This is a genomic window from Micromonospora sp. NPDC049257, from assembly GCF_040678915.1.
GTDB lineage: Bacteria > Actinomycetota > Actinomycetes > Mycobacteriales > Micromonosporaceae > Micromonospora > Micromonospora antibiotica.
Window position 1 is genome coordinate 24,167 of record NZ_JBFAQU010000037.1, and the last position, 26,431, is coordinate 50,597.

Here is a 26,431-nt window from a genome sequence, read left to right on the forward strand (position 1 = left end):
CCCGCCCGCGGTGCTGCCGGGGCCCGACAACGCAACGGGCCGGCCCCCGTCGAGGGAGCCGGCCCGGCACGGGACCCGGGAGATCAGGGCTTCCAGGAACCCGCCGCCTCGAACCGGTGCTGGTATTCGACCACGCCATTCTTGTCGGCGACGTCGAACACCACCGCACCGGAGCGCTTGCTGCCGGCCCGGATGTTGCTGCCCGAGTCGAGCATGTCGCCACCGCAGCCGGAGAGCGCGCCGGCCAGCCCGTTGACCGTGGTGCCGTTGTCGGCCACCCACTGGAAGTAGAACGGGTTGATCGACGCGGTGCCCTTGGTCACCGTGGCGGTGACGTCGGCGATCAGGTACATGCCCTTGTCCGGCGGAGGGGCGAACGAGCGGCACCCCTTGGTCGAGGTGCTGAAGCTGCGGACGGTGATCTCGATGGTGCCGTCGTCGTCGCTGATCACCAGCGTCTCGCCGGCCTTCAGGTTGAACGTCTCGTCGTCGGTGGACGACGGTGCCGCCGACGGCCTCCCGCCCGGCAGCGTCGGCGCAGCGGTGGCACCGGGGGTGGGCAACGAGCGTTCCCAGTCATCGGCCGCCTCGTTGGCTTGGTTGCCCCCGACGACCGCGGCGACCACGATGCCACCGCAGCAGAGCAGCACCAGCACGGCGACCACGATGCCGATGACGATCCAGACCTTCTTGCCCGAGGAGCCGCCCGGCGGCGGACCCAACGGATAGCCGGGCGGAGCCGGAGCACCGGGCGGCGGCGGGTAACCCCCACCGGGCGGCGGATAGCCCCCACCGTGAGGCGGATAGCCCCCACCGTGAGGCGGGTAACCCGCACCCGACACCGGTGGGTAGCCCGCGCCGGACACCGGTGGGTAGCCCGCACCTGACACCGGTGGGTAGCCCGCACCTGACACCGGTGGGTAGCCCGCACCTGACACCGGCGGTGCCGTCCCCGGCTCGTACGACGGGAACGGCTGTCCCGACGTCGGCGGCGGCGGGTACGTCGGCTGCGGTGCTGCAGAGACCGGCGGCTGCGGCGCGTACGGCGACGGCGGAGCGTACGGGTCGGTGGAGTAGGTCGGTTGCGGCGGTTCGGGGACCGGGGGCGGCGGGGCGGTCGGATCGACCGGGGGCAGCTGGTTGGGGTCCTGCGGCCCGGAAGGGGGTTGGGGCTGGCTCACCGTACTCCTCGCACACGGTCGTCACTCGGGAAAGCTGGTGGTGCTGACGAAGGGGTCAGCGTAGTGGCAGCACCGCCGCCGTGCGGACCAGATCGCCCTCGATCACGAACCGGCCGGTGACCACCGAGGGCGGATCCGCCACGGTGGCCGCCGACACCCGCGCCGGGTCGATCCGGGCGGTGAAGACGCCGGTGTCCGGGTCCAGGTCGACGGTGGCGTCCAGGAAGTCCAACCAGGAGCCCACCACCGGGTGCCAGACCTTGTAGACGGTCTCCTTGGCGCTGAACACCACCACCGGCCAGCTCACCCCGGCCGGCAACCGGGCCAGCCGGTCGGCCTCCTCGGGGCGCAGGATCATCCGGCGTACCCCCGGGTCGAGTTCCCGGTGCCGCTCGGCGTCCATGCCGACCGCACGCAGGTCGGCGCGGCGGGCGACCGCGGCGGCGCAGTAGCCCCGGGTGTGGGTGATGGTGCCGATCAGCCCGGTCGGCCAGACCGGTGCGCGGTTCGGTGCGGCGGGGACCGGCGTGGCCGGTAGGCCGAGGGCGGTCATCGCGCGTCGGGCGCAGACCCGACCGGCGGTGAAGTCCCGTCGCCGGCTCTCCACGGCCCGTTCGCCCAGCCCGGCCCGCTCCTCCGGGAGCAGCTCACCGACCCAGTCGGCGCCCTCGGCCACCGCCACCGAGACCGCCGCCGGCAGCAGGTCACGCATAACCCACCCCTCTCCGGTACGACCACCGCCGGGTCCGCCCGGTGTGCGGACCATCGGCCATGGTTGGTGAACGTACCGCAACCGGGCGACACCGGAGGGTCCCGTCGTGGTGGCCGGCCCGGTACCCGGGGTCGGCCACCACGACGGGTCAGCGGCGGCGGGGGCGGCGGGTCAGCGCGAAGCCGAACACCCCGGCCACGGCGGCGAGCACGCCGCCGACCGCGCTCCACGCCCAGCGGGAGCCGAGCGCGGGCAGCCAGTCGCCGTCGAACCAGTCGTCGTCGGCGTCGGCGGGTGCGGCCGCCGGCTCACCGGTCAGCACCGCGCCGGCCTTGGTGTTCGGCACCAGCGGCGCCTTCAACTCGCCGTCGTCGCGCGAGCCCTCGCCCTCGGCGGAGACCAGCAGCTCCACGTCGACGGGGAGCCCCAGGTCGGGTTCGGGCAGGTCGGTGACCGACAGCCGGACGTAGTAGGTGCCGGGCAGCGGGTCGGCCGACCACGGCTCCGCCCAGGAGCGCACCTGACGCAACGTGCAGCCGAGCGCCACGCTGCCGGCGGAGGCGGCCACCGTCGGGGTCTGCGCCCCGGCCGTGCACGCCTGCCGGCGGCGCAGCCCGTCGAACACCTCCACCGTCCAGGTGGACGCGCCGGTGCGGGCCTTGGGCAGGGACACCGTGGCGGTGATGTGGTGCCGCTGTCCCGCCGAGGCCGGGAACGACCAGTACAGGAAATCGCCGGTGGAGGCGTCCACCCGGACCGGTTGGCCGGCCGCGATGCCGGTGGCGGTCAGGAAGGACGTGCCGGCCCGGGTGACCGGGGTGGCGCCGGGGGAGGGGGTGGGCGCGGCCGGGGCCGGCGTCGGGGCGACGAGCAGGGTGAGTCCGGCGGCGGCCAGTGCCGCGCCGGTCCGCATGATCGGGGTACGCATCGTCAGTTCGTCCTCCACGTCGCCACCCACCAGCGGGTGAGCAGCCCGACGACCAGGCCGGTGAGTAGGCCGGCCAGGGTGAGCAGGAGCAGCAGCACCCAGCCGCGCCCCAGGTCCGGCGCGGTCGGGGCGGGTGACGAGGCGACCACGTCGATGGTCAGCTCGACCGGCATGCCCGGCTCGGCCCGGGTGCCCGGTCGGGGTGCGAACGCGTTGCTGACCACCAGGCAGACCGTGGTGGCCGGGACCGGCGCGTCGCTGGCCGACGGGCTCGGCGACACCTCGTCCTCCGCCCCCGACCAGCGCAATCCCGCCGACACCACGTCGGTACGACCGCTGCCCGCGTCGACGCCCCGGACCAGTTCCCGGCCGTCGGCGGCGGTCGCCCGCAGCAGCACCGCGTGGTCGGGGTTCACCGGCCGGTCCAGTGCCGCGCTGACCGAGGCGCGCAGCTCCTGCCCCGGTCGGACGGGCACCCGGTACCAGCGGTGCTCGGAGAACGCCTCCCGGTCGGCGTAGACGCCGGGGGCGAGCAACGGGGCGTCGGCGCACCCGGCCCGGCCGGTGACCACCGTCGGTGCGGCGGTGTAGGTGTCCTTCGCGCGCTCGACGAGCTGCTTGATCCGACCGGTCAGCTCGTCGGCGCTCTGGGCCGCCGTGTAGGTGCCGCCGGTCGCGGTGGCGATGCAGAGCAGCTGCTTGCGGACCTTCTCGTCCGGGGCGAGGCCGAGCGTGTCGACCACCAGTTTGGTGCCCTGGGCGGCCAACTCCCGGGCCACCTCGCACGGGTCGGGCGGGGCGCAGGTGTCCTCGCCGTCGGTGATCAGCACGATCCGGCGGGCGGTCGTGCCGGTGCCGAGGTCCCGGGCGGCGGAGCGCAGGGCCAGCCCGACCGGGGTGAAGCCGGTCGGGCGCAGCGTCGCCACCGCGGCCTTGGCGGCGGTCCGGTCCACCGGGCCGACCGGCACGATCTGCTGGGTGTCCAGGCAGCCCTGCTTCTTGTCCTTGCCCCGGTAGGTCGCGCCGAGCACCCGGATGCCGAGCTGGGTCTCCTCGGGCAGCGCGTCGACCACCTCGTTGAACGCCTGCTGGGCGACCGAGATCCGGCTGCGTCCGTCGATGTCGTTGGCCCGCATCGAGCCGCTGACGTCGAGGACCAGCTCGACCTTGGGTGGCTCGGCGGGCTCCTCGTTGTCGGCGAGGGCCGGCACGGGGCCGGTCAGCGCGGTCGCCGCCAACACTCCGATCAGGACGGTCGTTGATCGTCGTCTCGTGTTGATCACCGGGCGAAGTGTAGTGAGATCCACTATGGAGATTCGTCGGGGTGCACCCGGGCGAGTCTCGACCACGGGATCGTCGGCCCGGCGCGGTGCGTCGGCGGACCGGTGTGAGATCGATGACCGTCGACCGTCCGTTAGATGCTAGATGTAAAGCATTTGCCGCGCGACGCATCGGTCGGAAATCTGACCCAAGTCGACCCGTTGTGCCGGTGGCATAACGTGGTTAAGCTCTCCATGCGCGCCCCAATCGCCCGCTTCCCCCGTGGCAGGCGATCGGGGCGCGTCCTTTCGTTGCGGCACACTCGTGGGACACCCCCTCCCGCGCCACCGCCACCGCTCCCGGTGCCGCCGACGGTTCCCGCCGGAGATCCCGGCCGATGCGATCCGCCCCCGGTCTTCCGCCCCGCTGCCGGCCCGTCGTCTCCCCGGCCCGCCAGGTGTCTGATCCCGACCCGTGGTGCCTGCGGTGTCGGCCGGCGCCCTCCCGTCTGCCCTCGTCCACTGTGGTGCCGGGTGACGACCGTCCCGGAACGCGCCGGACCCGCCTCGACCGGTGGGGTCGGGCGGGTCCGGGGCAGACGCGCAGCGGTGGACGGGGTGGGTCAGATCCAGCGGCCGTCCAGCCACATCCGGGCGGACCAGTCGTCGTACGGCAGGAGGTTGCCGACGAAGATGGGATAGAAGTAGGCGAAACAGAGCGCCACCAGCAGCACGTACGCGCCGACGATGACCCCGCCGATCAGTCGCCGGTCGGCGAGCTGCTCGGCCGTGGCGGCATCGGCCTGCGCGACCATGACCGTGGCCTTCGGGCCGACCGGCCGGCCGACGTCCGACCCCGTGTCGTCGGGTGCGGTGCCGTCCGGTGGCGTGACGTCCGGGGCGGTGCCCGCCGGTGGTGTGTCGTCCCGGGCGGTGCCGTCGGGTGTGGTGCCGGGCTGGGCGGTGCCGTCGGGTGGTGTGCGGTCGGGGGCGGTCCCGGTCTGGACGCGGCCGGTCGGGGTGGTGGGGTCCGGGGTGGTGGGGGTGGCGATCGCGCCGAGCACGTAGACCACCGCCAGCACCAGGAACGGCAGCGCCGGGGCGGCGTAGAAGGAGAACATCGTCCGGCCGTCGAGGGCGTACCAGAACCAGGGCAGCAGGCCGGCGGCGACCGCCGCCAGGATCGCCCCGGCCCGCCAGTCCCGACGGGCCACGCCGAGCCAGAGCGTGGCGGCCAGGGCCGGCAGGAACGACCACCAGAGCAGCGGGGTGCCCAGGAGCAGGATCTCCGAGGCGCAGGTCGGCGCACCGCAGGCACCGTCGCCGGACCAGTGGAACGCCACCGGCCGGCCCAGCAGCAACCACTGCCACGGCCACGACTGGTACTTGTGGGCGGTCTCCAGGCCGGTATGGAACTCGAACGCCGCCTTGTGGTAGTGGAAGAGGTTGTTGAGCGCGCCGATGATCGGGGTGTCGTTCAGCCCCGGAAGGTTCGGGTACTTGGCCGCGGACCGGTAGTAGCCCTCGTCGGAGAGCAGCCACCCCGACCAGCTCAGCACGTACGTCCCGACCACCAGCAGCCCGGCGAGCACCAGCCAGGGCAACTCGTCCAGGAGCGCGTCGCGCCACGGTCGGCGGGTTCCGGCCGACCGGCGGACGCCGACCTCCCAGAGCAGCACCAGCAGCCCGAAGACCGGCACGAAGTAGATCCCGCTCCACTTCACCGCACACGCGCAGCCGAGCAGCACCCCGGCGAGCAGCCGCCACCAGGGCCAGTTCCGCCAGCCACCGGCGGGTCGGCCGGCCCGACCGGGGAGGGTCGGGTCGAGACCCTCGTCGAGGGCGCGGGCCCAGCGCCGTCGCCGGGCGTCCCGGTCGAGCACCAGCGCGCCGAAGGCGGCGAGCACGAACAGCAGCAGGAAGATGTCGAGCAGCGCGGTGCGGGAGAGCACCAGGTGGAAGCCGTCCAGGGCGAGCAGCAGACCGGCGGCGCAACCGAGGGTGGTGGAGCGGAACAGCCGGCGGGCGATGCGGGTCAGCAGCAGCACCGAGACGATGCCGGCGAGCGCGGCGCCGATGCGCCAGCCGAACTCCGGGGCGGTGGTCATCAGGTGGCCTGGTACGGAGATGTTGGTTTCCGCGTCCTGGTAGCCGAAGGCCCACTCACCGAGCCCGATCAGCCACTTGCCCAGCGGCGGGTGCACCACGTAGGAGGGACCGTTGTCCTTGTAGTTCCACTCGACGCCCTTGTCGATCAGGCCGTAGCCGTCCCGGGCGTAGTAGATCTCGTCGAAGATCTTGCCCTTGGGGCTGCTCAGCCCGAGCAGGCGCAGGACGGCGGCGATCGTCACCACCACGGCGGTGGCGATCCACGAGTTCACGTCCAGCCGGGTCTCGACGGTGGCCAGCCTGCGGCGGATGATCGCCGGCACGCCGCCTCCTCCGCCCTCGGGAGGCGGGGCCTCCGGGTCGGTCCGGTCCGCGCTCGCACTCTGTGCTGTCGACGCACTCGTCACCCGGCGATCGTAGGCTGCGAAGGTGCCCGGTGGCGCCCATCGTCCCCGAGATTGGTACGACTATCGATGAAGGAGCACGTCTCGTGGGTGAAATGTCCGAGATTGGACGGCTGGTTCTGCTCGGTGCGCCACTGGGCAACCCGGCCGACGCGTCCACTCGGCTCCGCGATGTCCTCGCCACCGCCGACGTGGTCGCCGCCGAGGACACCCGCCGGCTGACTCGGCTCGCCCGCGATCTCGGCGTCACCGTCGGCGGCCGGATCGTCTCCTACTTCGAGGGCAACGAGGAACGCCGTACCCCGGAACTGGTCGACGTGCTCCGGGAGGGCTACCTGGTCGCGCTGGTCACCGACGGCGGCATGCCCAGCGTCTCCGACCCCGGCTACCGCCTGGTCACCGCCGCACTCGACGCCGGGGTGCCGGTCACCGCCGCGCCCGGCCCGAGCGCCGTCACCACCGCCCTGGCCCTGTCCGGGCTGCCCAGCGACCGGTTCTGCTTCGAGGGCTTCCTGCCCCGCTCACCCGGCGGCCGGCGGGCCCGGCTCAAGGCGCTCGCCGCCGAACCGCGCACCCTGGTCCTCTTCGAGGCCCCGCACCGGATCGCCGCCGCCCTGACCGACCTCGCCGCCGCGTTCGGCGTCGACCGGCCCGCCGCGCTCTGCCGGGAGTTGACCAAGACCTACGAGGAGGTCGTCCGCCGGCCGCTCGGCGAACTGGCCGACTGGGCGGCCCAGGGTGAACCGCGCGGCGAGATCACCCTGGTCGTCGCGGGGGCCCCGGAAACCCCCGCCGAGCGCCCCGACGACGACACGCTGCGGGCCCGGGTGGCCGACCGGGAGGCCGCCGGGATGTCCCGGCGGGACGCGATCAGCGACGTGGCCACCGGGTACGGGCTGCGCCGCCGGGACGTGTACACCGTCGTGCACCGCTGAGCCGTGGTACGGGCCGATCCGCGCGGGCCGATCCACTGGACCGCGACGCGCGTCGGCCCGCCCGCCTCACCAGGCGGCGACGAGGAAGCCGAGGGTGATCAGCGCGGGCCCGGCGTACCCGCCGCCGGTCGCCCAGCGGCGCTGCCGGGGGTCGGCCAGCAGGCTCGCCCCGGTCCACCGGACGATCCCCGCCGAACAGCCGGCCACCGCCAGCAGGCCGAGCAGCCAGCGCAGGTGCGCACCCGCCCCGGTGTCCACGTACGCGGTGTCCGCGCCCGGCCCGGTCACCCGCGCCGGCAGCGTGGTGCCGGTGTCGGTGTGATCGGCGGGGACCCCGCTGACCCGTATCCCGTGGACCAGGAACCGGTCGTCGCCGGCGGCGAAGATGCCCCGGCAGCGTTGGGTGAGCCCACCGCCCGAACAGTGGGTGATCATCACCGTCCCCCTCGTGGAGTGCCCGACGGCCAGCCAGAGCGGCCCGGCGCTCACCCAGGCGAAGAACGCCGCCACCAGGCTCAACGCCAGTAGCACGGCGAGCCCCCGCACCGGGTCCGGCGGATGGGTGAGCCGGGTGGGCCGGGGTCGGCGCGGGGACCGCAGCCGCTGCTTCGGCTCCTTGCGCAGCGGGGTGCCGTCCCAGTGCACCTGTTCGATCGGGGCCCAGAAGAAGGAGTCGTCGTCCGTACCGCCGTCGGGGGAGCGGCCGGGGCGGTGCTTGCGCGGTTGACGGACCGGGACCCGCCGGGGCACCGCGTCGACCGGCGCTCCGGTGGTCGGCTCGACCTCGACGGTCGCGTCGTCCGGGCCGGGGACGGGTCGGGGCTGCGGGGCGACGGCCGACCCGCGCGGCGGCGGGCCGTCCCCGGGGCCCGGACGCGGTGGTCGTCGGGTGCCCGCCGTCGATTCGTCGTGCCCCGATCGTCTGCCCGTCACGTCAGCCATTGGACACCGCGTGGCGCTCGGTGTCCGTGAGCTGACTCCGCGTGTCGGTGGGCAATTCCGGTGGACGGCAATTCCCGCGGCTGCGGCGCGGGTGACCCTATTGGTTCGCCGCCCCCCGACCCGGGTCACTAGGCTTGCTGGTCATGAGTCACGTTCTCGCCGCGGTCGCCTGGCCCTACGCCAACGGTCCGCGCCACATCGGCCACGTGTCCGGCTTCGGCGTACCCTCCGACGTCTTCGCCCGGTACATGCGGATGGCCGGTCACGACGTGCTCATGGTCTCCGGCACCGACGAGCACGGCACCCCGATCCAGGTGCAGGCCGACGCCGAGGGGGTCACCCCGCGCGAACTGGCCGACCGGTACAACCGGGTGATCGCCGAGGACCTGCTGGCGCTGGGCCTGTCGTACGACCTGTTCACCCGGACGACCACCCGCAACCACTACGCGGTGGTGCAGGAGCTGTTCGCCGGGCTGCACCGCAACGGCTACATCGTCCCCAAGGTCACCACCGGGGCGATCTCCCCGTCCACCGGGCGGACCCTGCCCGACCGCTACATCGAGGGCACCTGCCCGATCTGCGGCTACGACAGCGCCCGCGGCGACCAGTGCGACAACTGCGGCAACCAGCTCGACCCGATCGACCTGATCGACCCCAAATCCAAGATCAACGGCGAGACGCCGGAGTTCGTGGAGACCGAACACTTCTTCCTCGACCTCCCCGCCCTCGCCGACGCGCTGCGCCAGTGGCTCGACACCCGCGAGGGCTGGCGGCCCAACGTGCTGCGCTTCTCCCGCAACCTGCTCGACGACCTCCAGCCCCGGGCCATCACCCGGGACCTCGAATGGGGCGTGCCGATCCCCCTCGAAGGCTGGCAGGACCGCGGCGACAAACGGATCTACGTCTGGTTCGACGCGGTGATCGGCTACCTGTCCGCGTCCATCGAGTGGGCCCGACGCACCGGCGACCCGGACGCGTGGCGCAGGTGGTGGTCGGCCGACGGGGAAGGCAAGGACTCCCCGGGCTACTACTTCATGGGCAAGGACAACATCGTCTTCCACTCGGTGATCTGGCCGGCCCTGCTCGGCGGCTACTCCGGGGCCGGGGCGCACGACGGCCAGCCCGGCGAGCTGGGCCGGCTCAACCTCCCCACCGAGGTCGTCTCCAGCGAATACCTGACCATGGAGGGGCGCAAGTTCTCCTCGTCCCGCAAGGTCGTCATCTACGTCCGGGACTTCCTGGAACGCTACGACGCCGACGCGCTGCGCTACTTCATCGCCGTCGCCGGCCCGGAGAGCAACGACACCGACTTCACCTGGGCCGAGTTCCTCCGCCGCAACAACGACGAACTCGTCGCCGGCTGGGGCAACCTGGTCAACCGGTCGGTCTCCATGGCGGCCAAGAACTTCGGCGCGGTCCCGCCGGTCGACCCGGCCGGGCTCACCGAGGCCGACGAGGCGCTGCTCGCGGTGGCCCGCGCCGGCTTCGCCACGGTCGGCGACCTGATCGCCCGGCACCGGCAGAAGCAGGCCATCGGCGAGGCCATGAAGGTCGTCGCCGAGGCCAACCGCTACCTGTCCGAACAGGCCCCCTGGAAGCTCAAGGCCGACGCCGACAAGCCCCGGATGGGCACCATCCTGCACGTCGCCCTCCAGGTGATCAGCGACGCCAACACCCTGCTCACCCCGTTCCTGCCGCACTCCGCGCAGCAGATCCACGAGCTGCTCGGCGGCACCGGCGTGCACGCCCCGATGCCGGTCCTCGAAGAGGTCGACGACCTCGACGGCGGCCCCGGCTACCCGGTGCTCACCGGGGACTACACCGTCGGCGCGCGCTGGGAGTCCGTGCCGCTACCCGCCGGCCGGCCGCTCACCGCGCCCAAACCCGTCTTCCGCAAGCTCGACCCGTCGATCGTCGACGAGGAACTGGCCCGGCTGGAGAGCTGACCGGCCGCCACGGACGGGCAACGGCCCCGGGGGAACCCCCCGGGGCCGCGCCGGCACAACGTCAGGCGTGGGCCATCGACGGCGCACCGACGAACTCCATGAGCGCCCGGTTCACCTCGGTCGGATGCGTCCACGGAATGCCGTGCGGCGCACCCTTCAGGGTGACCAGCTTGCCGTTGGGCAGCATCGGCGCCAACCGCTGACCCGTCTTCGGGTACGGCAGCACGTTGTCCTTGTCGCCCTGGATGATCAGCACCGGGACGTCGATGTTGGGCACGTCGCCCCGGAAGTCGGTCTGCCAGGCGTCCACCGAGTCGTGGGTGCCCTTGGCCGACGCCTGCGCACCGATCTGCCAGTGCGCCCGGTACGCCTCCTCGCTGACCCACCTGCCCTTGTTCTCGCTGTAGTTGAAGAACGCGTCGCAGAACTGCGTCAGGTAGGCGAACCGGTCCGCGACGATCGCCTGCTGGAACCCGTCGAAGAGGCTCTTCTCGACGCCCTCCGGGTTGTCCTCCGTCTGCAACAGGTACGGCGCCAACGGCGCCATCAGCACCGCCCGGTCCACCCGGTCCGCCCCGTACGTGCCGAGGTAGCGGGTCACCTCGCCGGTGCCCATCGAGTGACCCACCAGGATCGTGTCGCGCAGGTCCAACTCGGTCATCAGCACGTCGAGGTCGGCGGCGAACGTGTCGTAGTCGTAGCCCATCGCCGGCTGGGCCGAGCTGCCGAACCCGCGCCGGTCGTAGGTGATCACCCGGTACCCGGCCGCGAGCAGCGGACCCGACATCTTCTCCCAGGTCGCCCCGTTGAACGGGAAGCCGTGGATCAGCACGATCGGTTGACCCTGGCCGTGGTCCTCGTAGTACAGGTCGATGGGGGCGGAGTTCTCCGTACCCACGGTGATGAAGGGCATGCGCTTCTCCTGATCCGTCGGTGTCGGACCCCCCGCGCTTTCCCCGACCGACCCCCGGTATGCCCTCACAGCGCGTACGGCAGGTCCACCACCTGGTCGTCGGTCACCTCGGCGGTCGGCGCCCACGTCTCGTACACGCCCCGTTCGTGGCACTGCGCCCCGGTGTCGCGCACCGCGTCCGGATCGGGGCGGCGCAGCCGCAGCCGCAGCCAGCCCGCCTCCTCCCGGAGCACCAGGCACGGCACCCCCCGCCACCGGACGTACCGCAGCCGGCGGGCCACCTGGTCCACCGGGTACCGGGCCGCGCGGGTCATCGCCAACACCCGGAACCCGCCCGGCAGGTCCGCCACCGCCTCGTACTCGCCACCCGCGTACCCGCCGACGAGCTGGGTGGAGCGGGGCACCTCGCCGGTCGGCACGTACTCCTGGTCGGGGGACAGACCCGGCACCGCGGCCAGCAGGTGCCGCCACTGCGGCCCCACCATCCGCAACCAGCCCCGCTGCTCCGCCTGGTAGCTGTAGAGCACCACCTCGGCCCCCTCTGCGGTGTACGCCAGCAGGGTGGCGTTGGCCGGCATCGGCAGGTCGGCGAAGTCCCGGGTGACGAACTCGGGGATCAACTGCGCCGAACTCGGCACGAACCCGGTGCCCAGCACCGGCGGGCCGAGCCGCTCCCGGGGCGCCAACCCCAGCAGGCCCCGGTGCGCCTCGCCGACCGGCACGTCGTAGTCGCCCGGGTCGGCGGCCCGCCAGCGCAGCGCGTACCCGATGTCGGTGCCGTCGCCACTGGTGCCGTCACCGCGCAGCACCGCCAGCGCGGCCGGCGTGCGCAGGTGCGCCACGTCGTGCTCGCGGTAGCAGAAACCGTGCGGCAACCAACCCCGTACGTACCCGGCGAGCTGCCGGGCCGAGAGCACCTTGACCATCCGGGTGCCCCGGCGCAGCACCGCCGACCCGCGCACCGCAACCACCGTCGGGTCGCCGGCCGCCGTCGGCTGCTGACTGAGCTGGTGCACGTACGACCAGCCCCGGTCCCGGTGCACCGGCATCAGCAGCGCCGCCTCCGGCTCCTCGGCCGGCGTCCCGCCGCCGGTCACCTCGGTCACCTCGGTGACGTGCACGAACCGCCGCCACGGCCAGGTCGAACCCGGGCGGGGCGCCCACTCGAAGCCGGGTGCCGCCTCGGCGCTGAACAGCTCGTAGGCCGCGCCCCGGGCCAGCTCCTCCGCCGGGTGGACCACCCCGCCGTAGGTGACGCGCAACCCGGTCCGCTCGGAGGCGGCGCCGCTGGCCCGGTCGGTGACGCTCATCCCGGCTAGGCTAAGCCGGTCAGATGCCGGCCCGGTGAACATCCGGTGGCGTACCGGGAACGCTCCCGACCCGGGACCCCACCGCGCCGGCCCTGGCCGTCCCGCCGCCACCCCTCGATCCGCCGACGCCGTCGGCGGCACGGCCCCGGTCCGGGTCGGTGCCGACCGGGACGCCGGGTGTGTGATGCTGACCGCGATGACCGGACCGACCGAATCCCGCAAGCAGCGCGCCGCCCGCCGGGCCGGTGAGTTCCCGCCCGCCCCGCCGCCGCTGCCCCGTCCCGTGCTGGACAGCCACACCCACCTCGACATCACCGTCGCCGAGGCCGGGGCGCCCGGCGGCGACACCACCGACCCGGTGGCCGCCGCGATCGGGGTGGCCGCCACCGTCGGCGTGGACCGCCTCGTGCAGGTCGGGGTGGACGTCGACTCGTCGCGCTGGGGCGCCGACGTCGCCGACCGGTACCCGGCGGTGCTCGCCACCGTGGCGCTGCACCCCAACGAGGCACCCCGGCTGGCCGACCTGGACGCCGCGCTGCGCGAGATCGAGACGCTGGCCGCCCGGGACCGGGTCCGGGGCGTCGGCGAGACCGGGATGGACTTCTTCCGCACCGGCGACGACGGCCGGGCCGCCCAGGAGGAGAGCTTCCGGGCGCACATCGCCATCGCCAAGCGGTACGGCAAGGCCCTGGTCATCCACGACCGGGAGGCCCACGCCGACGTGCTGCGCATCCTCGACGACGAGGGCGCCCCGGACACGGTGGTGCTGCACTGCTTCTCCGGCGACGCCGACTTCGCCCGCGAGTGCGTCCGCCGGGGCCACCTGCTCAGCTTCGCCGGCACGGTCACCTTCGGCAGCGCCGCCGCGCTACGCGAGGCCGCCGCGCTCACCCCGATCGACCAGTTGCTGGTGGAGACCGACGCGCCGTACCTGACGCCGATGCCGCACCGGGGCCGGCCCAACGCGTCGTACCTGATCCCGCTGACGGTGCGGTCGCTGGCCGAGACCACCGGGGCCGACCTCGACGAGCTGTGCGCGGCCATCTCCGCCACCGGGGACCGGGTCTTCGGCCCGTGGTGAACGCCCCGGAACCCACGACTACGCTTCGGGGCGTGACCGGCCTGCTCGGCCCGGCGGAGATCCGGGAACTCGCCGCGCGCCTCGGCGTCAACCCGACCAAGAAGCTCGGCCAGAACTTCGTGCACGACCCGAACACCGTCCGTCGGATCGTCACCACCGCCGGGCTCACCGGAGACGACGTGGCGCTGGAGGTCGGCCCCGGGCTCGGCTCGCTCACCCTGGCCCTGCTGCCGGTCGCCGCCCACGTACACGCGGTGGAGATCGACCCGGTGCTGGCCGGCGCGTTGCCGCAGACCGCCGCCGCCCACGCCGGCCCGGACGCCGCCCGGCTCACCGTGCACCGGGCCGACGCGCTGCGGATCACCGCCGCCGAACTGGCCGACCCGCCGCCGACCGCGCTGGTGGCGAACCTGCCCTACAACGTCGCCGTGCCGGTGGTGCTGCACCTGCTCGCCGGGCTGCCCACCCTGCGGCACGGGCTGGTGATGGTGCAGAAGGAGGTCGCCGACCGACTGGTCGCCGGCCCCGGCTCCAAGGTGTACGGCATCCCGTCGGTCAAGCTCGCCTGGTACGCCCGCTCCCGTGCCGCCGGCCGGGTGCCACCGAACGTGTTCTGGCCGGTGCCGAACGTCGACTCCGGCCTGGTCGCCTTCACCCGCCGCGAACCGCCCCGCGACGACGTGCCCCGGCAGGCGGTCTTCGCCGTGGTCGACGCCGCGTTCGCCCAGCGGAGAAAGACGCTGCGGGCCGCGCTGGCGGGTTGGGCGGGCGGCCCCGACCGGGCCGCTGCGGCGCTCACCGCCGCCGGGGTGGACCCCGGCGCACGCGGGGAGTCACTCACCGTGGAGCAGTTCGCGGCGATCGCCGCGTCGGCTCCGACCGCCGCGCCGGTCGCACAGTAGGCTGACGCCGTGCCCGCCGAGGGACACGCCGCGCCTGCGCGTACGACCTGGTTGCCGGCCGGTTCGCCGCCGGCCGCCGACTCCGCCGAGGAGCTGATCGTGGAGATGCCGTTCGACATCCGCCCGTGCCGGTGGGACGTCACCCGGTGACCGAGGCCTGGCGACCGGACGACGACGACCAGCATCGGCGCGGCAGCAGCGGACCGGTCCGGGTCCGGGTCCCCGCGAAGGTCAACCTGCACCTCGGGGTGGGCCCGCTGCGCCGGGACGGCTACCACGAGCTGAACACCGTCTACCACGCGATCTCGATCTACGACGAGCTGACCGCCCGACGGGGCGACACGCTCACCCTGACCATGGAGGGTGAGGGCACCGGCGAGCTGGCCCTGGACGACTCCAACCTGGCCATCCGCGCCGCTCACGCCCTCGCCGGGTACGCCGGGGTGCTGCCGCACGCCCGGCTGCACCTGCGCAAGCAGATCCCGCTCGCCGGTGGGCTGGCCGGGGGCAGCGCCGACGCCGCCGCCGCGCTGGTCGCCTGCGACGCCCTGTGGGGCACCGGGCTGTCCCGCGACGAACTGGCCGGGATCGCCGCCGACCTCGGCTCGGACGTGCCGTTCCTGATTCACGGCGGCACCGCGTTGGGCACCGGCCGGGGCGAGGCGGTCAGCCCGGTGCTGGCCCGCCCCACCTCCTGGCACTGGGTGGTGGCCGTCGCCGACGGTGGCCTGTCCACCCCCGCCGCCTACCGGGAGTTGGACCGGCTGCGCGACGCCGGCACCGCCGGCACCCCGTTGGGCAGCACCGACGGACTGCTCGGTGCGCTGCGCCAACGTGACCCCCGGGTGCTGGCCGGCTGCCTCGGCAACGACCTGCAGGACGCCGCCCTGTCGATGCGCCCGGCCCTGGCCGACACGTTGAAGGCCGGGGAGGCCGCCGGGGCGCTCGCCGGGATCGTCTCGGGCTCCGGTCCGACCTGCGTCTTCCTGGCCCGGGACGCCGCCGACGCGCAGCGGATCGCCGCCGAGGTGGAATCCGCCGGGGTGTGCCGGGAGACCCGGGTGGCCCACGGCCCCGTGCCCGGTGCCCGCGTCGGCTGAGCCTTACCCAGGGTCGGGATCGACTCCCGTGGGCCGGGGGCGCGGTATCCGGTGACCGGGAACCCGCAACATCGGCCCCGATGAGTTGATCAACGTGCCTCGACCTGCTGTCCGGGGCGGTCCGACCCCGGTTCCGGCACGGGCGGGTGGGGCGGCGCGGGTGCCCGCGTACCCTTGCCCCAGGCGTCCCGAGGTGCCCGCCGGCACCGGGACGCCTTGATCATGAGAGGTGGGACCGTGGCCAACATCGTCAACCTGGACCGGGTGTCCAAGGGGTACGGCGCCGCCGGGCCGCTGCTCACCGACGTCTCGCTCGGCCTCGACGACGCCGACCGGATCGGTGTGGTCGGTCTCAACGGGGCCGGCAAGTCCACCCTGCTGCGGATGCTCACCAAGCAGGAGGGCCCCGACGACGGCCGGGTCACCCACCGCCGCGACCTGCGGGTGCTCTGGCTGCCGCAGGCCCTCACCCTCGCCCCCGAAGCCACCGTCCGGGACGTGGTGCTCGGCACCGCCTGGCTCGCCGAGGGCATGGGCGCCGAACACGAGTGGGCCGGCGACGCCGGGGTCCGGGCCATCCTCGACGGCCTCGGGATGCCCCACCTCGGCCTCGACCAGCCGGTCGGCCCGATGTCCGGCGGTGAACGCCGTCGGGTGGCCCTGGCCGCGCTGCTGGTCCGCGAATCCGACCTGCTCATCCTCGACGAGCCCACCAACCACCTCGACGTCGGCGGCGTCGACTGGCTGGCGAAACACCTGGTCGGCCGCCGGGGCGCGCTCGTCGTGGTCACCCACGACCGGTGGTTCCTCGACGCGGTCTGCACCACCACGTGGGAGGTCGCCGACCAGACCGTCCGGGCCTACGAGGGCGGCTTCGCCGCCTGGACGCTGGCCCGGGTCGAGCGGGAACGGGTCGCCGCCGCCACCGAGGCCCGCCGGCAGAACCTGCTCCGCAAGGAGATCGCCTGGCTGCGGCGCGGCCCGCCCGCCCGTACCTCCAAGCCGAAGTTCCGCATCGACGCCGCCAACGCGCTCATCGACGACGTGCCGCCGCCGCGCGACACCATGTCGTTGCAGCGGATGGCGACCGCCCGGCTCGGCAAGCAGGTGTACGACCTGGAGCACGTCCGGTTGCACGCCGGCCCCAAGGAGATCCTGCACGACACCACCTGGCAGGTCGGCCCCGGCGACCGGATCGCCATCCTCGGGCGCAACGGGGCCGGCAAGACCACCCTGCTGCGGCTGCTGGCCGGCATCACCCGCGCCGACGGCGGCCGGTTCCACACCGGGTCCACCGTCAAGCCGGCGTTCCTCTCCCAGGAGCTCGCCGAACTCCCCGGCCACCTGCGCGTCCTGGAGGCCGTCGAGGAGGTCGCCCGCCGGGTGCAGCTCGGTGACCGGGAGATCTCCGCCGCCCAGCTCGCCGAGGTGTTCGGCTTCGACGACCGGCGGCTCTGGACCCCGGTGAGCGACCTCTCCGGTGGGGAGCGCCGCCGGTTGCAGATGCTCCGGCTGCTCGCCGGGGAGCCCAACGTGCTGCTGTTCGACGAGCCCACCAACGACCTGGACACCGACACCCTCGCCGCGCTGGAGGACCTGCTCGACTCCTGGCCCGGCACGATCATCGTGGCCAGCCACGACCGCTACCTGATCGAACGGGTCACCGACGCCGCGTACGGGATGTTCGGCGACGGGCGGCTGGTGCACCTGCCGGGCGGCGTCGACGAGTACCTGGCCCGCGCCGCCGGACCCGGCCCGGCCCGGACGGCGACCGCCCCCACCGGCACGCCCGACGCCCCGGCCGGGGGCGGCATGTCCGCCGCCGACGCCCGGCAGGGCCGCAAGGAGCTGACCCGGCTGGAACGGCAGATCGGCAAGCTCGACCAGAAGGAGGCCGCCCTCCTCGACCAGCTCGCCACGCACGCCACCGACTACGCCCGGGTCGCCGACCTCGACGCGCAGCTCAAGGAGGTACGCGCCGAACGGGAGCGGACCGAGGAGACCTGGCTGACCCTGGCCGAGGAGATCCCGCCCCTGTAGACCGGGGACGACCCCGTGTGCGGCGTCACACCCCGGCGTACGGGACAATCGTCGGCGACCCTCACCTCGAACGGCGTTGGAGACACAGTCATGGCCCACACCCCCGTCAACCACCCCGCGCGGCCGGTCTACCGGGCGATCGGCGGGCTCATCGGTCTCTACCTCGTGGTCTTCGGCGCGCTCGGCGTCATCGCCAGCGCCGGCAACGACATCTTCGCCCAGGACGACACCAAGGTCCTCGGTCAGGGCACCAACCTCGGGTTCTCGCTGCTGTCCGTGCTGTTCGGGGTGGTCATCCTGGTCGGCACGGTGATCGGCCGCAACCTCGACGTGGCGATCAACCAGTGGTTGTCCTACACCCTGATGGTGATCAGCCTCGCCGGCCTGGCCTTCCTCCAGACCGACGCCAACGTGGTCAACTTCAGCATCCTGACGGTGATCGTGCTGATGACGCTCAGCCTCGTCCTGCTGATGGTCGGCATGTACGGCAAGGTCGGCACCGACGACGAGCAGGAAGCCTGGCAGAAGGCCCGCCTGGTGCTCTGACCCGGCTCGCGGGGTGGGCCGGGTGCCTGGCGTTTCGCCCACGCCGGACGGCGGGACGGGGGACAATTCTCCTGATATCGCGTCCGCGTGCAGGAGGGGTCATGGCGCACTTTCCGGTCAACCACCCGGCCCGCCCGCTGTACCGGGTCTTCGCCGGGCTCGTCGGCGTCTACATCCTGGTCTTCGGGGTGTGGGGCGTCGTGCAGTCCTGGGGTGAGCCGCTCTTCGCCCGTGGTGGTCACTGGGCGCTGGGCCTGCGTACCAACCTGGCGTTCTCGCTGGTCTCGGTGCTCTTCGGGCTCGTGCTGATCATCGGGGCGTCCCGGCGCGGCAACCTCGGGCACGTCATGAACCTCACCGCCGGGGTGGTCTTCATGGTCACCGGCATCGCGATGATGAGCGTGCTCCAGACCCGGGCCAACGTCCTCAACTTCTCCATGTCGACGGTGATCGTCTCGTTGCTGTTCGGGCTGCTGCTCCTCGCCACCGGCCTGTACGACAAGATCGGCACCGACGAGCACGCCGAACAGGAACGGGCCGACCGGCTCCACCCAGCCCGCTGAGTCGTCGCTCAGCCGGGCTGGCGGGTGGTGATCAGGCCCGGGTTCGCCTCCAGGTGGGACAGCCCGTTCCAGGCCAGGTTCACCAGGTGCGCCGCCACCGTCTCCTTACGCGGCCTGCGGACCTCCAACCACCAGCGGCCGGTCAACGCCACCATCCCCACCAGGGCCTGCGAATACAGCTCGGCCAGCTTCGGGTCGTAGCCCCGGCTGGAGAATTCGGCCGCCAGGATGTGCTCCACTTGGTGTCCCACGTCGTTCATCACACTGCTGAAGTTGCCGGTCGCCGACATCAACGGCGACTCCCGCACCAGCACCCGGAACCCGCTGGTCTCCTCCTCGATGTAGCCCAGCAGGGCCAGCGCCGCCTGCTCCAGCAGCTCCCGGGGATGACCGGCGGTCAGCGCCGTGCTGAGCCGGTCCAGCAGGGCCCGCACCTCCCGGTCGACGACCACCGCGTACAGGCCCTCCTTGCCGCCGAAGTGCTCGTAGATCACCGGCTTGGAGACCTGCGCCCGCGCCGCCACCTCCTCGATCGAGGTCGCGTCGAAGCCCTTCTCGGCGAAGACCTGCCGACCGATCGCGATCAGCTGCTCGCGCCGCCGCGCGGCCGACATCCGTACCCGGGACGCCGGTTTCGCGTCCGCCGCCGACAGCGCCCGTCGGGCACCGGTGTTCTCCCCGTCCGGGGCCTGCGCCATGTCGTCACCTCGTCGGCGCTCGGTGACGCCCTGTCGTGGAATGCTCCGGTCGTGCCCGCCTGTCTCGGTCACCCGGCCATCCTGCCAGGTGATCCACCCCGGCACCGCCGGGTTCAGCGCCGGATCGGCTCCCGCACCCGCCCGGCCACGACCCGGCGTGGACCCAGGCGGGCGGGCACGGCTGCCGACGGACCCGCGGGCCGCCGCCGGGGGCCCGGTGGCATGGCGACCGGGCCTGGTGTCGTACGCCTGTTCTAATCTGCCGGTCATGACCGATCCCACGGCCGCCGAGGTGCGCCGGCTGCGCGTCGAGGAGGGGCTCTCCGTCCGGCAGATCCAGGCCCGCACCGGTCTGGGCCGCAACCGGGTGTACGCGCTGCTGCGCGGCGTTGCGGCACCGGCGTGGACCCGACGGCCGACGGCCAAGGACGGGCTGCGCGCGGCGGCGGTGGCACTGCGCGGCGAGGGCTGTTCGGTCAACGACATCGCGGTCCGGCTGGGGGTGGCGAAGTCGACCGCCTACCTCTGGGTCAGGCACCTGCCCCTCGACCCGGACGAGGAGATCGCCGCAGAGCGTCGACGGGCGCACTCCAAGGTGATGACGGATGCCCGGTGGTCGGCCCACCGGCAGGCACGGGACACCGCCCGGGCGGCGACCGTGGCGGACGCCGCGACCTGGGTCGGGTCGATGCGGCACCGTGAGCTGATCATGGTGGGCGCTGCGCTCTACTGGGCGGAGGGGGAGAAGGCCAAGCCCTGGCGGCCCCACGAGTGTCGGGTCAGGTTCATCAACAGCGATCCAGGGCTGGTCGACATCTTCGTCCGTTTCGTCGAGGCGATGGGCGCACCGCGGGCGACCCTGCGCTTCCGGGTGAGCATCCACGAAACCGCTGACTCCGAGGCGGCTGTCCGTTGGTGGGCTGAGCGGGTGGGTGTCCCGGCCGAGACGTTCCGCCCCACGTCGCTCAAGCGTCATCGCCCGACCACGGTGCGGCACAACACCGGTGAGGACTATCGAGGTTGTCTGATCGTCGACGTGCCCAGGTCGCGGCAGATGTACTGGCGGATAGAGGGGATCATGAAGGGAATGGGCGATGGCGGCGACGGTGAGGGGCGGTAAGGTGTAGGAGGTCGACCGAGCTACTCGGTTTGTCCGTTATAGACCGTCCCGGGTCGTCTAATGGCAGGACGTCAGGTTTTGGTCCTGATTGTAGGGGTTCGAGTCCTCTCCCGGGAGCTTCTGCTGATCCGCCCCCGTCGTCTGGTTAGCATGGCGTCGAGACTGTCGCCTTCCCCGACGGGAGCCCACCCGTGTCCCAGCCCCACCGCCGTACCGTCGTCGTGCTCGCCGCCGGGGAGGGCAAGCGGATGAAGTCGGCGCTGCCCAAGGTGTTGCATCCACTGCTCGGCCGGACGCTGCTCGGTCACGTGCTGGCCGCCGCCGGCCCGCTGGGCGCGGACCGCACCGTGGTGGTGGTCGGGCACGGCGCCGAGCAGGTACGCGCCCACCTGGCCGAGATCGCCCCGGACGCCACCGGGGTCCTCCAGGCCGAGCAACTCGGCACCGGGCACGCCGTGCGGATCGCGTTGGACGCGGTGCCGGAGTCCACCGGCACCGTCGTGGTGATCAACGGGGACGTGCCGCTGCTGCGGACCGGGACGGTGGACGCACTGGTCACGGCGCACGAGGGTGAGGGCGCGGCGGCCACCGTGCTCGCCGCGGAGGTGCCCGACCCGACCGGCCTGGGGCGCATCGTCCGGGACGCCGCCGGCCGGCTGGAACAGATCGTCGAGGAACGCGACGCGACCCCCGCCCAACGCGCGCTGCGGGAGATCAACGCCGGCATCTACGCCTTCGACCTGGCCCGGCTGCGGGCCGCGCTGGGCAAGCTCTCCACCGACAACGACCAGGGCGAGGAGTACCTCACCGACGTCTTCGGGCTGCTCGTCTCGGCCGGTGAGCCGGTGGGCGTGCACGTGGCCGCCGACCACGTCGAGACCCTGGGCTGCAACGACCGGGTGGAGCTGGCCGGGTTGCGCCGGCTGCTGCGGGACCGGGTCAACGAGGCGTGGATGCGGACCGGGGTGACGATCCTCGACCCGGCGACGACCTGGATCGACGTGACCGTCACCGTCGAGCGGGACGCGGTGCTCGACCAGAACACCCAGTTGCGTGGCGCGACGGTGGTGGGGGCCGAGGCGGTGGTCGGGCCGGACGTGACGCTGATCGACACGGTGGTGGGCCCGGCGGCGACCGTGCTGCGCAGCCACGCCACCGGCGCCGAGGTGGGCCCGGGGGCGAGCGTCGGCCCGTACGCCTACCTGCGGCCGGCGGCGCGGCTGGCCGAGAAGGCGAAGGTGGGCACCTTCGTCGAGGTGAAGAACTCCGACGTCGGGCCGGGCGCGAAGGTGCCGCACCTGTCGTACGTGGGGGACGCGACGATCGGGGCGAGGGCGAACATCGGCGCGGCGACGATCTTCGTGAACTACGACGGGGTGAACAAGCACCGCACGGTGGTCGGTGACGGCGCGTTCGTCGGCTGCGACACCAACCTGATCGCACCGGTCGAGGTGGGTGCGGGGGCGTACGTGGCGGCGGGCAGTGCGCTCAGCCAGGACGTGCCGCCGGGGGCGTTGGGGGTGACCCGGGCACCGCAGCGCAACATCGAGGGTTGGGTGCTGCGCAACCGGCCGGGCACGGTCTCCGCTCGCGCGGCGGAGCAGGCCCGCGCGGCTGGTGAGGATGCGTCGGGCGGGTCGCCGTCGGCAAGTGAAGGTGAGGCAATCCACGGGGGTGCCGAGACGGTGTGAGGGTCGGCGGGGCCGGGGCATACTGCAACCGAATACCCCGGCCCACCACCGCCGGGCACCACCGACCAACGGGAGCAGACGGGCCCATGGGCAGCATCGTCGCCGAAAACCGTAAGAGCCTGATGCTCTTTTCCGGACGTGGCTTTCCGGAGTTGGCCAAGGAGATCGGTGAGGTGCTCGGCGTGGCGCCGACCCCTTCCGACGCGTACGAGTTCGCCAACGGTGAGATCTTCGTACGGTTCCGCGACTCGGTACGTGGTTCGGACGCCTTCGTGGTGCAGTCCGTCACGCACGGGGTCAACACCTGGGTCATGGAGACCCTGATCATGGTCGACGCGTTGAAGCGGGGGTCGGCGAAGCGGATCACCGTGGTCCTGCCGTTCTACCCGTACTCCCGGCAGGACAAGAAGCACCGCGGTCGCGAGCCGATCTCGGCGCGGCTGGTGGCCGACCTGCTCAAGACGGCCGGGGCGAACCGGATCCTCACCGTCGACCTGCACACCGCGCAGATCCAGGGCTTCTTCGACGGCCCGGTGGACCACCTCTTCGCGATGGACATCCTCGCCGAGTACGTGGAGCACAAGTTCGCCGGCCGGCCGATGACGGTCGTGGCCCCGGACTCGGGTCGGGTGCGGGTGGCGGAGCGGTGGACGGACCGGCTGGGCGGCTGCCCGCTGGCGTTCATCCACAAGACCCGGGACCCGTTGAAGCCCAACCAGGTGGTGGCGAACCGGGTGGTCGGCGAGGTGGAGGGCCGGGTCTGCCTGATCGTCGACGACATGATCGACACCGGGGGGACGATCGCCAAGGCGGCCGAGATCCTCAAGGAGTCCGGTGCGGCGGAGATCGTGGTGGCCTCCACCCACGCCCTGTTGTCCGACCCGGCGACCGAGCGGTTGAAGAACAGCCCGATCACCGAGGTGGTGGTGACCAACACCCTGCCGTTGCCGGCGGACAAGCAACTGGACAAGCTCACCGTGCTGTCGATCGCGCCGCTGCTGGCCCGGGCGATCCGGGAGGTCTTCGACGACGGGTCGGTGACCACCCTCTTCGGTGGCCTGAGCTGACGGGGCACCTGGTCAGCAGCGGCGGCTGACCGCCGGCCGGGACGGCGTACGACGGCGTCCCGGGCCGGTGGGCCGGTGTGGTCGGGGCCGCGTCCGGCAATGCGGTCCGGACCCGGTGGGCCCGCCCGGTCGGGGCACGTCAAGTGGCGCGGCCGACGGTGCGGGCCCGCCCGGTCGGGGCACGTCGGGTGGCGCGGCCGACGGTGCGGTCCGGCCCGGTGGGGCGGGGCCGCGCCCGGAGACGGGGACTGCCGGAGAGCGCGGAAAGACCTCGGGTAGACTGGTGCGGTTGCCACGGCGAGGGTGCCCGGCGGGTCGCTGATCGAGCGCCGCACGGAGGCACCGTCATCGACGCGGTGCTCCGGGCAGTCGTTCATGACGCATGAGCCCCAAGCGAGCCCCTCGCCCCAGCACCGCCAGACGACAAGCCGCCGTAGCGTTGAGCATCAGGAGTTTTCCCGTGTCCGAGGTAAAGATCAGCGCCGAGCCCCGTACGGAGTTCGGCAAGGGTGGTGCCCGTCGTACCCGCCGGGCCGGCAAGGTGCCCGCCGTGCTGTACGGCCACGGCGAGAAGCCCAAGCACATCGCGCTTCCGGCGCGGGAGTTCGCCGCCGCGATCCGTAAGGGCGGTGCCAACCAGCTCTTCGCGATCGAGGTCAGCGACGGCACCCAGGTGCTGGCCCTGCCGAAGGCGATCCAGCGTGACCCGATCCGGGACAGCTTCGAGCACGTGGACCTGCTGCTGGTCCGTCGGGGCGAGAAGGTCACCGTCGACGTCCCGGTCCAGCTGACCGGTGAGGCCGCGCGGGACACCCTGATCGTGCACGACCACGACACCCTCTCGGTGACCGCCGACGCCACCAAGGTGCCGGACCACCTGGAGGCCTCGATCGAGGGCCTGGAGGCCGGCAGCCAGGTCACCGCCGCCGACGTCGAGCTGCCCTCGGGTGTCGAGCTGGCCGCCGACGCGGACCAGACGGTCGCCTCGGTGACCGCCGCCCCGACCGCCGAGCAGCTCGAGGCGACCCTGCCCGAGATCGAGACCCCGGCGACGGAGGCCGAAGAGGCCGCCGAGGGTGCGGAGACCGCCGAGGCCGGCGAGACTCCGGCCGCCGAGGGCGCGGAGAGCACCGAGGCGAAGACCGAGGCCTGACCGGTCGCATCGTTCACGGCAGGCGCTCCCGTCGCGGGGGCGCCTGCCGGCGTATCGGGGCACCGGCGGCGGGCAGACGGCGAGCGGGAGGTACGGGACGTGACGGACGAGACGGGGCCGTGGCTGGTGGTCGGCCTGGGCAATCCGGGTCGGGAGTACGCCGGCAACCGGCACAACGTCGGCTTCATGGTCGCCGAGTTGCTCGCCGTACGGCTGGGTGGGCGGTTCGGGCGGTACAAGCGGGTGGTGGCGGACGTCGCCGAGGGGCGGCTCGGTTTCGGTGGGCCGAAGCTGGTGCTGCTCAAGCCGCAGACGTACATGAACCTCTCCGGTGGGCCGGTGGCCGCGCTGGCGCAGTTCCACAAGATCCCGGTCGACCGGGTGATCGCCGTGCACGACGAGTTGGACATCCCGTACGGGCAGCTGCGGGTGAAGCAGGGCGGTGGCGAGGGCGGGCACAACGGTCTGCGCTCGATGTCGAAGTCGCTCGGGACGAAGGACTACGTGCGGGTGCGGTTCGGCATCGGCCGGCCGCCGGGACGGCAGGACCCGGCGGATTTCGTGCTGTCGGATTTCGGCACCGCGGAGCGCAAGGAGTTGGAGTTTCTGGTGGATCGGGCTGCTGACATGGTGGAGTCGGTGGTCAGCAAGGGTGTGGAGCCGACCCAGAACGCCTACCACGGGGCCTGATTTCGCGGGGGCGTACTCGTGGCGCGGCGGGGATGGCGGTAGTCTGCGCGTTCTGACGTGGCGTGCCCCCAACGGGCCGTGGTTGGGACGGGAGCGAGTTCGTGGGCAGTCCTCCGATGATCGACGGCGCGTTCGCCCGCTGGCTGGCGGACCGGGCCGGGCAGGCCCTGCTGGCGCTGCGCGACGAGATGGGGTTCGCGGACGCGGCGGCGTTGAAGTCGGCCGGGGACAAGGTCTCGCACGATCTGATCCGCAGCGAGTTGGCGAAGTGGCGGCCCGGTGACGCCGTCCTCTCCGAGGAGGACGAGGGGTCCCGGCTGGTGGACTCCACGGACGGCGTCTCCCGGCTGACCGCCGACCGGGTGTGGATCATCGACCCGTTGGACGGCACCCGGGAGTTCTCCGAGCAGGGGCGTGCCGACTGGGCGGTGCACGTGGCGCTCTGGGCGCGCAACGCTCCGACGCCGCACGGGCTGGTGGCGGGCGCGGTGGGTCTGCCGGCGCAGCACCGGGTGCTGGGCACGGACTATCCGCCGGCGTACCCGCCGATGACGGTGGAGGCGGCGACCTCGGGCGACCGTACGCTGCGGTTGGCGGCGAGTCGGAGCCGACCGCCGGCCTTCCTCACCGACCTGGCCGAGGATGTGGGCGCCCAACTGGTGCCGATGGGTTCGGCGGGGGCGAAGATCGCGGCGGTGGTGACCGGTGACGTGGACGCCTACATCCACGCGGGCGGCCAGTACGAGTGGGATTCGGCGGCCCCGATCGCTGTGGCGACGGCCACCGGTCTGCACGCTTCCCGAATCGACGGTTCTGCGCTGAGATACAACGAGGCGGATCCGCGCCTGCCGGACCTGCTGGTCTGCCGCAAGGATCTCGCCAGCCGGTTGCTTGCAGCGCTGCAGAGGCATTCCGGGTAGCCTGAGCGCTGTTTTTGATTTGTCCGACCGGAAAGGTCTGGAATCCATGAACGGATCCGCGCCGATCGAGCCTGTGGCATGACCGCCCCCGGCCGCTTCTACCAGGTCTCCCACCTCGACGCGCTCGAGGCGGAGAGCATCTTCGTGATGCGTGAGGTGGTCGCCGAGATGGAGCGGCCGGTGCTGCTCTTCTCCGGTGGCAAGGACTCGATCGTGATGCT

24 protein-coding genes, 1 tRNA gene and 1 pseudogene are annotated in these 26,431 nt (G+C 72.8%); 17 read left to right on the plus strand and 9 right to left on the minus strand.

Features of this window, described 5'->3' with window-relative positions:
• Positions 1–83: 83 nt before the first annotated feature.
• The 5 genes from AB0K25_RS29915 to AB0K25_RS29935 all read right to left on the minus strand — a co-directional run bounded on the left by AB0K25_RS29915 (position 84) and on the right by AB0K25_RS29935 (position 6,596).
• Positions 84–722 carry a DUF4352 domain-containing protein gene (locus AB0K25_RS29915; protein WP_363823819.1) on the minus strand — a complete coding sequence of 213 codons (639 nt, stop codon included), beginning with the start codon at positions 720–722 and terminating at the stop codon, positions 84–86.
• A gap of 514 nt (positions 723–1,236) precedes the next feature.
• Positions 1,237–1,893, minus strand: coding sequence for a 4'-phosphopantetheinyl transferase superfamily protein (locus tag AB0K25_RS29920; RefSeq protein WP_208570395.1), 657 nt, complete (start codon positions 1,891–1,893; stop codon positions 1,237–1,239).
• 148 nt (positions 1,894–2,041) lie between these two features.
• Positions 2,042–2,821, minus strand: coding sequence for a peptidase (locus tag AB0K25_RS29925; RefSeq protein ID WP_357536336.1), 780 nt, complete (start codon positions 2,819–2,821; stop codon positions 2,042–2,044).
• A 2-nt stretch (positions 2,822–2,823) separates the two neighbouring features.
• Positions 2,824–4,104 carry a VWA domain-containing protein gene (locus tag AB0K25_RS29930; RefSeq protein ID WP_363823820.1) on the minus strand — a complete coding sequence of 427 codons (1,281 nt, stop codon included), beginning with the start codon at positions 4,102–4,104 and terminating at the stop codon, positions 2,824–2,826.
• A gap of 599 nt (positions 4,105–4,703) precedes the next feature.
• Positions 4,704–6,596, minus strand: a complete 1,893-nt coding sequence (locus tag AB0K25_RS29935; RefSeq protein WP_308291011.1) for a phospholipid carrier-dependent glycosyltransferase — start codon at positions 6,594–6,596, stop codon at positions 4,704–4,706.
• 83 nt (positions 6,597–6,679) lie between these two features.
• Between AB0K25_RS29935 and rsmI the strand changes: the two genes are divergently transcribed.
• Positions 6,680–7,528, plus strand: a complete 849-nt coding sequence (gene rsmI, locus AB0K25_RS29940) for a 16S rRNA (cytidine(1402)-2'-O)-methyltransferase (RefSeq protein ID WP_208570397.1) — start codon at positions 6,680–6,682, stop codon at positions 7,526–7,528.
• A 66-nt stretch (positions 7,529–7,594) separates the two neighbouring features.
• Here the strand turns inward: rsmI and AB0K25_RS29945 are convergent, their stop codons facing one another.
• On the minus strand, positions 7,595–8,461 hold the full coding sequence (locus tag AB0K25_RS29945; protein WP_363823822.1) for a hypothetical protein: 867 nt from the start codon (positions 8,459–8,461) through the stop codon (positions 7,595–7,597).
• A gap of 152 nt (positions 8,462–8,613) precedes the next feature.
• Between AB0K25_RS29945 and metG the strand changes: the two genes are divergently transcribed.
• Positions 8,614–10,416 (plus strand): methionine--tRNA ligase, encoded by a 1,803-nt coding sequence (gene metG / locus AB0K25_RS29950; RefSeq protein WP_208570398.1) that lies wholly within the window; start codon positions 8,614–8,616, stop codon positions 10,414–10,416.
• Positions 10,417–10,477: 61 nt separating this feature from the next.
• On the opposite strand, the gene AB0K25_RS29955 is transcribed toward metG, so the two are convergent.
• Positions 10,478–11,329, minus strand: coding sequence for an alpha/beta hydrolase (locus AB0K25_RS29955; RefSeq protein ID WP_363823824.1), 852 nt, complete (start codon positions 11,327–11,329; stop codon positions 10,478–10,480).
• A 65-nt stretch (positions 11,330–11,394) separates the two neighbouring features.
• Positions 11,395–12,639, minus strand: a complete 1,245-nt coding sequence (locus AB0K25_RS29960; protein WP_208570400.1) for a hypothetical protein — start codon at positions 12,637–12,639, stop codon at positions 11,395–11,397.
• A gap of 184 nt (positions 12,640–12,823) precedes the next feature.
• Between AB0K25_RS29960 and AB0K25_RS29965 the strand changes: the two genes are divergently transcribed.
• From AB0K25_RS29965 to AB0K25_RS29995, 7 genes are all read left to right on the plus strand, one after another.
• Complete coding sequence (locus AB0K25_RS29965; protein ID WP_219466865.1) at positions 12,824–13,720, plus strand: TatD family hydrolase; 897 nt, start codon at positions 12,824–12,826, stop codon at positions 13,718–13,720.
• Positions 13,721–13,752: 32 nt separating this feature from the next.
• Positions 13,753–14,622 (plus strand): 16S rRNA (adenine(1518)-N(6)/adenine(1519)-N(6))-dimethyltransferase RsmA, encoded by an 870-nt coding sequence (gene rsmA, locus AB0K25_RS29970; RefSeq protein ID WP_357536165.1) that lies wholly within the window; start codon positions 13,753–13,755, stop codon positions 14,620–14,622.
• A gap of 9 nt (positions 14,623–14,631) precedes the next feature.
• Positions 14,632–14,772 carry a hypothetical protein gene (locus AB0K25_RS29975; RefSeq protein ID WP_208570402.1) on the plus strand — a complete coding sequence of 47 codons (141 nt, stop codon included), beginning with the start codon at positions 14,632–14,634 and terminating at the stop codon, positions 14,770–14,772.
• The gene (locus AB0K25_RS29980; protein ID WP_208570403.1) at positions 14,769–15,722 is read left to right on the plus strand and encodes a 4-(cytidine 5'-diphospho)-2-C-methyl-D-erythritol kinase; all 954 of its coding nucleotides are present in this window, start codon (positions 14,769–14,771) and stop codon (positions 15,720–15,722) included. The genes AB0K25_RS29975 and AB0K25_RS29980 overlap by 4 nt, the downstream gene beginning before the upstream one ends.
• Positions 15,723–15,959: 237 nt before the next feature.
• Positions 15,960–17,762 (plus strand): ABC-F family ATP-binding cassette domain-containing protein, encoded by a 1,803-nt coding sequence (locus tag AB0K25_RS29985; RefSeq protein WP_357536167.1) that lies wholly within the window; start codon positions 15,960–15,962, stop codon positions 17,760–17,762.
• 90 nt (positions 17,763–17,852) lie between these two features.
• A complete protein-coding gene (locus AB0K25_RS29990; RefSeq protein ID WP_208570405.1) occupies positions 17,853–18,308 on the plus strand; it encodes a DUF4383 domain-containing protein in 456 nt (151 codons plus the stop codon).
• Between the two features lie 101 nt (positions 18,309–18,409).
• Positions 18,410–18,871: a DUF4383 domain-containing protein gene (locus AB0K25_RS29995; RefSeq protein WP_219466869.1), complete on the plus strand. Its 462-nt coding sequence runs from the start codon at positions 18,410–18,412 to the stop codon at positions 18,869–18,871.
• 8 nt (positions 18,872–18,879) lie between these two features.
• Here AB0K25_RS29995 and AB0K25_RS30000 read toward each other — a convergent pair whose 3' ends face one another.
• Positions 18,880–19,569: a TetR/AcrR family transcriptional regulator gene (locus AB0K25_RS30000; RefSeq protein ID WP_208570407.1), complete on the minus strand. Its 690-nt coding sequence runs from the start codon at positions 19,567–19,569 to the stop codon at positions 18,880–18,882.
• A 268-nt stretch (positions 19,570–19,837) separates the two neighbouring features.
• On the opposite strand from AB0K25_RS30000, the gene AB0K25_RS30005 reads away from it, so the two are divergent.
• The 8 genes and pseudogenes from AB0K25_RS30005 to AB0K25_RS30040 form a co-directional block, all read left to right on the plus strand.
• Positions 19,838–20,689: a resolvase gene (locus tag AB0K25_RS30005; protein WP_363823827.1), complete on the plus strand. Its 852-nt coding sequence runs from the start codon at positions 19,838–19,840 to the stop codon at positions 20,687–20,689.
• A gap of 46 nt (positions 20,690–20,735) precedes the next feature.
• A tRNA-Gln gene (locus AB0K25_RS30010) sits at positions 20,736–20,806 on the plus strand.
• 74 nt (positions 20,807–20,880) lie between these two features.
• A complete protein-coding gene (glmU, locus tag AB0K25_RS30015; protein ID WP_219466876.1) occupies positions 20,881–22,380 on the plus strand; it encodes a bifunctional UDP-N-acetylglucosamine diphosphorylase/glucosamine-1-phosphate N-acetyltransferase GlmU in 1,500 nt (499 codons plus the stop codon).
• Positions 22,381–22,466: 86 nt separating this feature from the next.
• On the plus strand, positions 22,467–23,447 hold the full coding sequence (locus AB0K25_RS30020; protein ID WP_208570410.1) for a ribose-phosphate diphosphokinase: 981 nt from the start codon (positions 22,467–22,469) through the stop codon (positions 23,445–23,447).
• 460 nt (positions 23,448–23,907) lie between these two features.
• On the plus strand, positions 23,908–24,600 hold the full coding sequence (locus tag AB0K25_RS30025; RefSeq protein WP_208570411.1) for a 50S ribosomal protein L25/general stress protein Ctc: 693 nt from the start codon (positions 23,908–23,910) through the stop codon (positions 24,598–24,600).
• Positions 24,601–24,699: 99 nt separating this feature from the next.
• Entirely contained in the window at positions 24,700–25,290 is a 591-nt protein-coding gene (pth, locus tag AB0K25_RS30030) for an aminoacyl-tRNA hydrolase (protein WP_208570412.1), read from the plus strand.
• 116 nt (positions 25,291–25,406) lie between these two features.
• The gene (locus AB0K25_RS30035) at positions 25,407–26,210 is read left to right on the plus strand and encodes a 3'(2'),5'-bisphosphate nucleotidase CysQ (protein ID WP_208570425.1); all 804 of its coding nucleotides are present in this window, start codon (positions 25,407–25,409) and stop codon (positions 26,208–26,210) included.
• A gap of 78 nt (positions 26,211–26,288) precedes the next feature.
• A pseudogene (locus AB0K25_RS30040) lies at positions 26,289–26,431 on the plus strand (sulfate adenylyltransferase small subunit); the annotation flags it as partial.

Excerpts from the sequence above, each read along its gene's own strand:
- AB0K25_RS29920 (WP_208570395.1), bottom strand. The coding sequence starts at position 1,893 with ATGCGTGACCTGCTGCCGGCGGCGGTCTCGGTGGCGGTGGCCGAGGGC.
- AB0K25_RS29925 (WP_357536336.1), bottom strand. The coding sequence starts at position 2,821 with ATGCGTACCCCGATCATGCGGACCGGCGCGGCACTGGCCGCCGCCGGA.
- metG (WP_208570398.1), top strand. The coding sequence starts at position 8,614 with ATGAGTCACGTTCTCGCCGCGGTCGCCTGGCCCTACGCCAACGGTCCG.
- AB0K25_RS29955 (WP_363823824.1), bottom strand. The coding sequence starts at position 11,329 with ATGCCCTTCATCACCGTGGGTACGGAGAACTCCGCCCCCATCGACCTG.
- AB0K25_RS29960 (WP_208570400.1), bottom strand. The coding sequence starts at position 12,639 with ATGAGCGTCACCGACCGGGCCAGCGGCGCCGCCTCCGAGCGGACCGGG.
- AB0K25_RS29965 (WP_219466865.1), top strand. The coding sequence starts at position 12,824 with ATGCTGACCGCGATGACCGGACCGACCGAATCCCGCAAGCAGCGCGCC.
- AB0K25_RS29990 (WP_208570405.1), top strand. The coding sequence starts at position 17,853 with ATGGCCCACACCCCCGTCAACCACCCCGCGCGGCCGGTCTACCGGGCG.
- AB0K25_RS29995 (WP_219466869.1), top strand. The coding sequence starts at position 18,410 with ATGGCGCACTTTCCGGTCAACCACCCGGCCCGCCCGCTGTACCGGGTC.
- AB0K25_RS30000 (WP_208570407.1), bottom strand. The coding sequence starts at position 19,569 with ATGGCGCAGGCCCCGGACGGGGAGAACACCGGTGCCCGACGGGCGCTG.
- AB0K25_RS30005 (WP_363823827.1), top strand. The coding sequence starts at position 19,838 with ATGACCGATCCCACGGCCGCCGAGGTGCGCCGGCTGCGCGTCGAGGAG.
- AB0K25_RS30020 (WP_208570410.1), top strand. The coding sequence starts at position 22,467 with ATGGGCAGCATCGTCGCCGAAAACCGTAAGAGCCTGATGCTCTTTTCC.
- AB0K25_RS30035 (WP_208570425.1), top strand. The coding sequence starts at position 25,407 with ATGATCGACGGCGCGTTCGCCCGCTGGCTGGCGGACCGGGCCGGGCAG.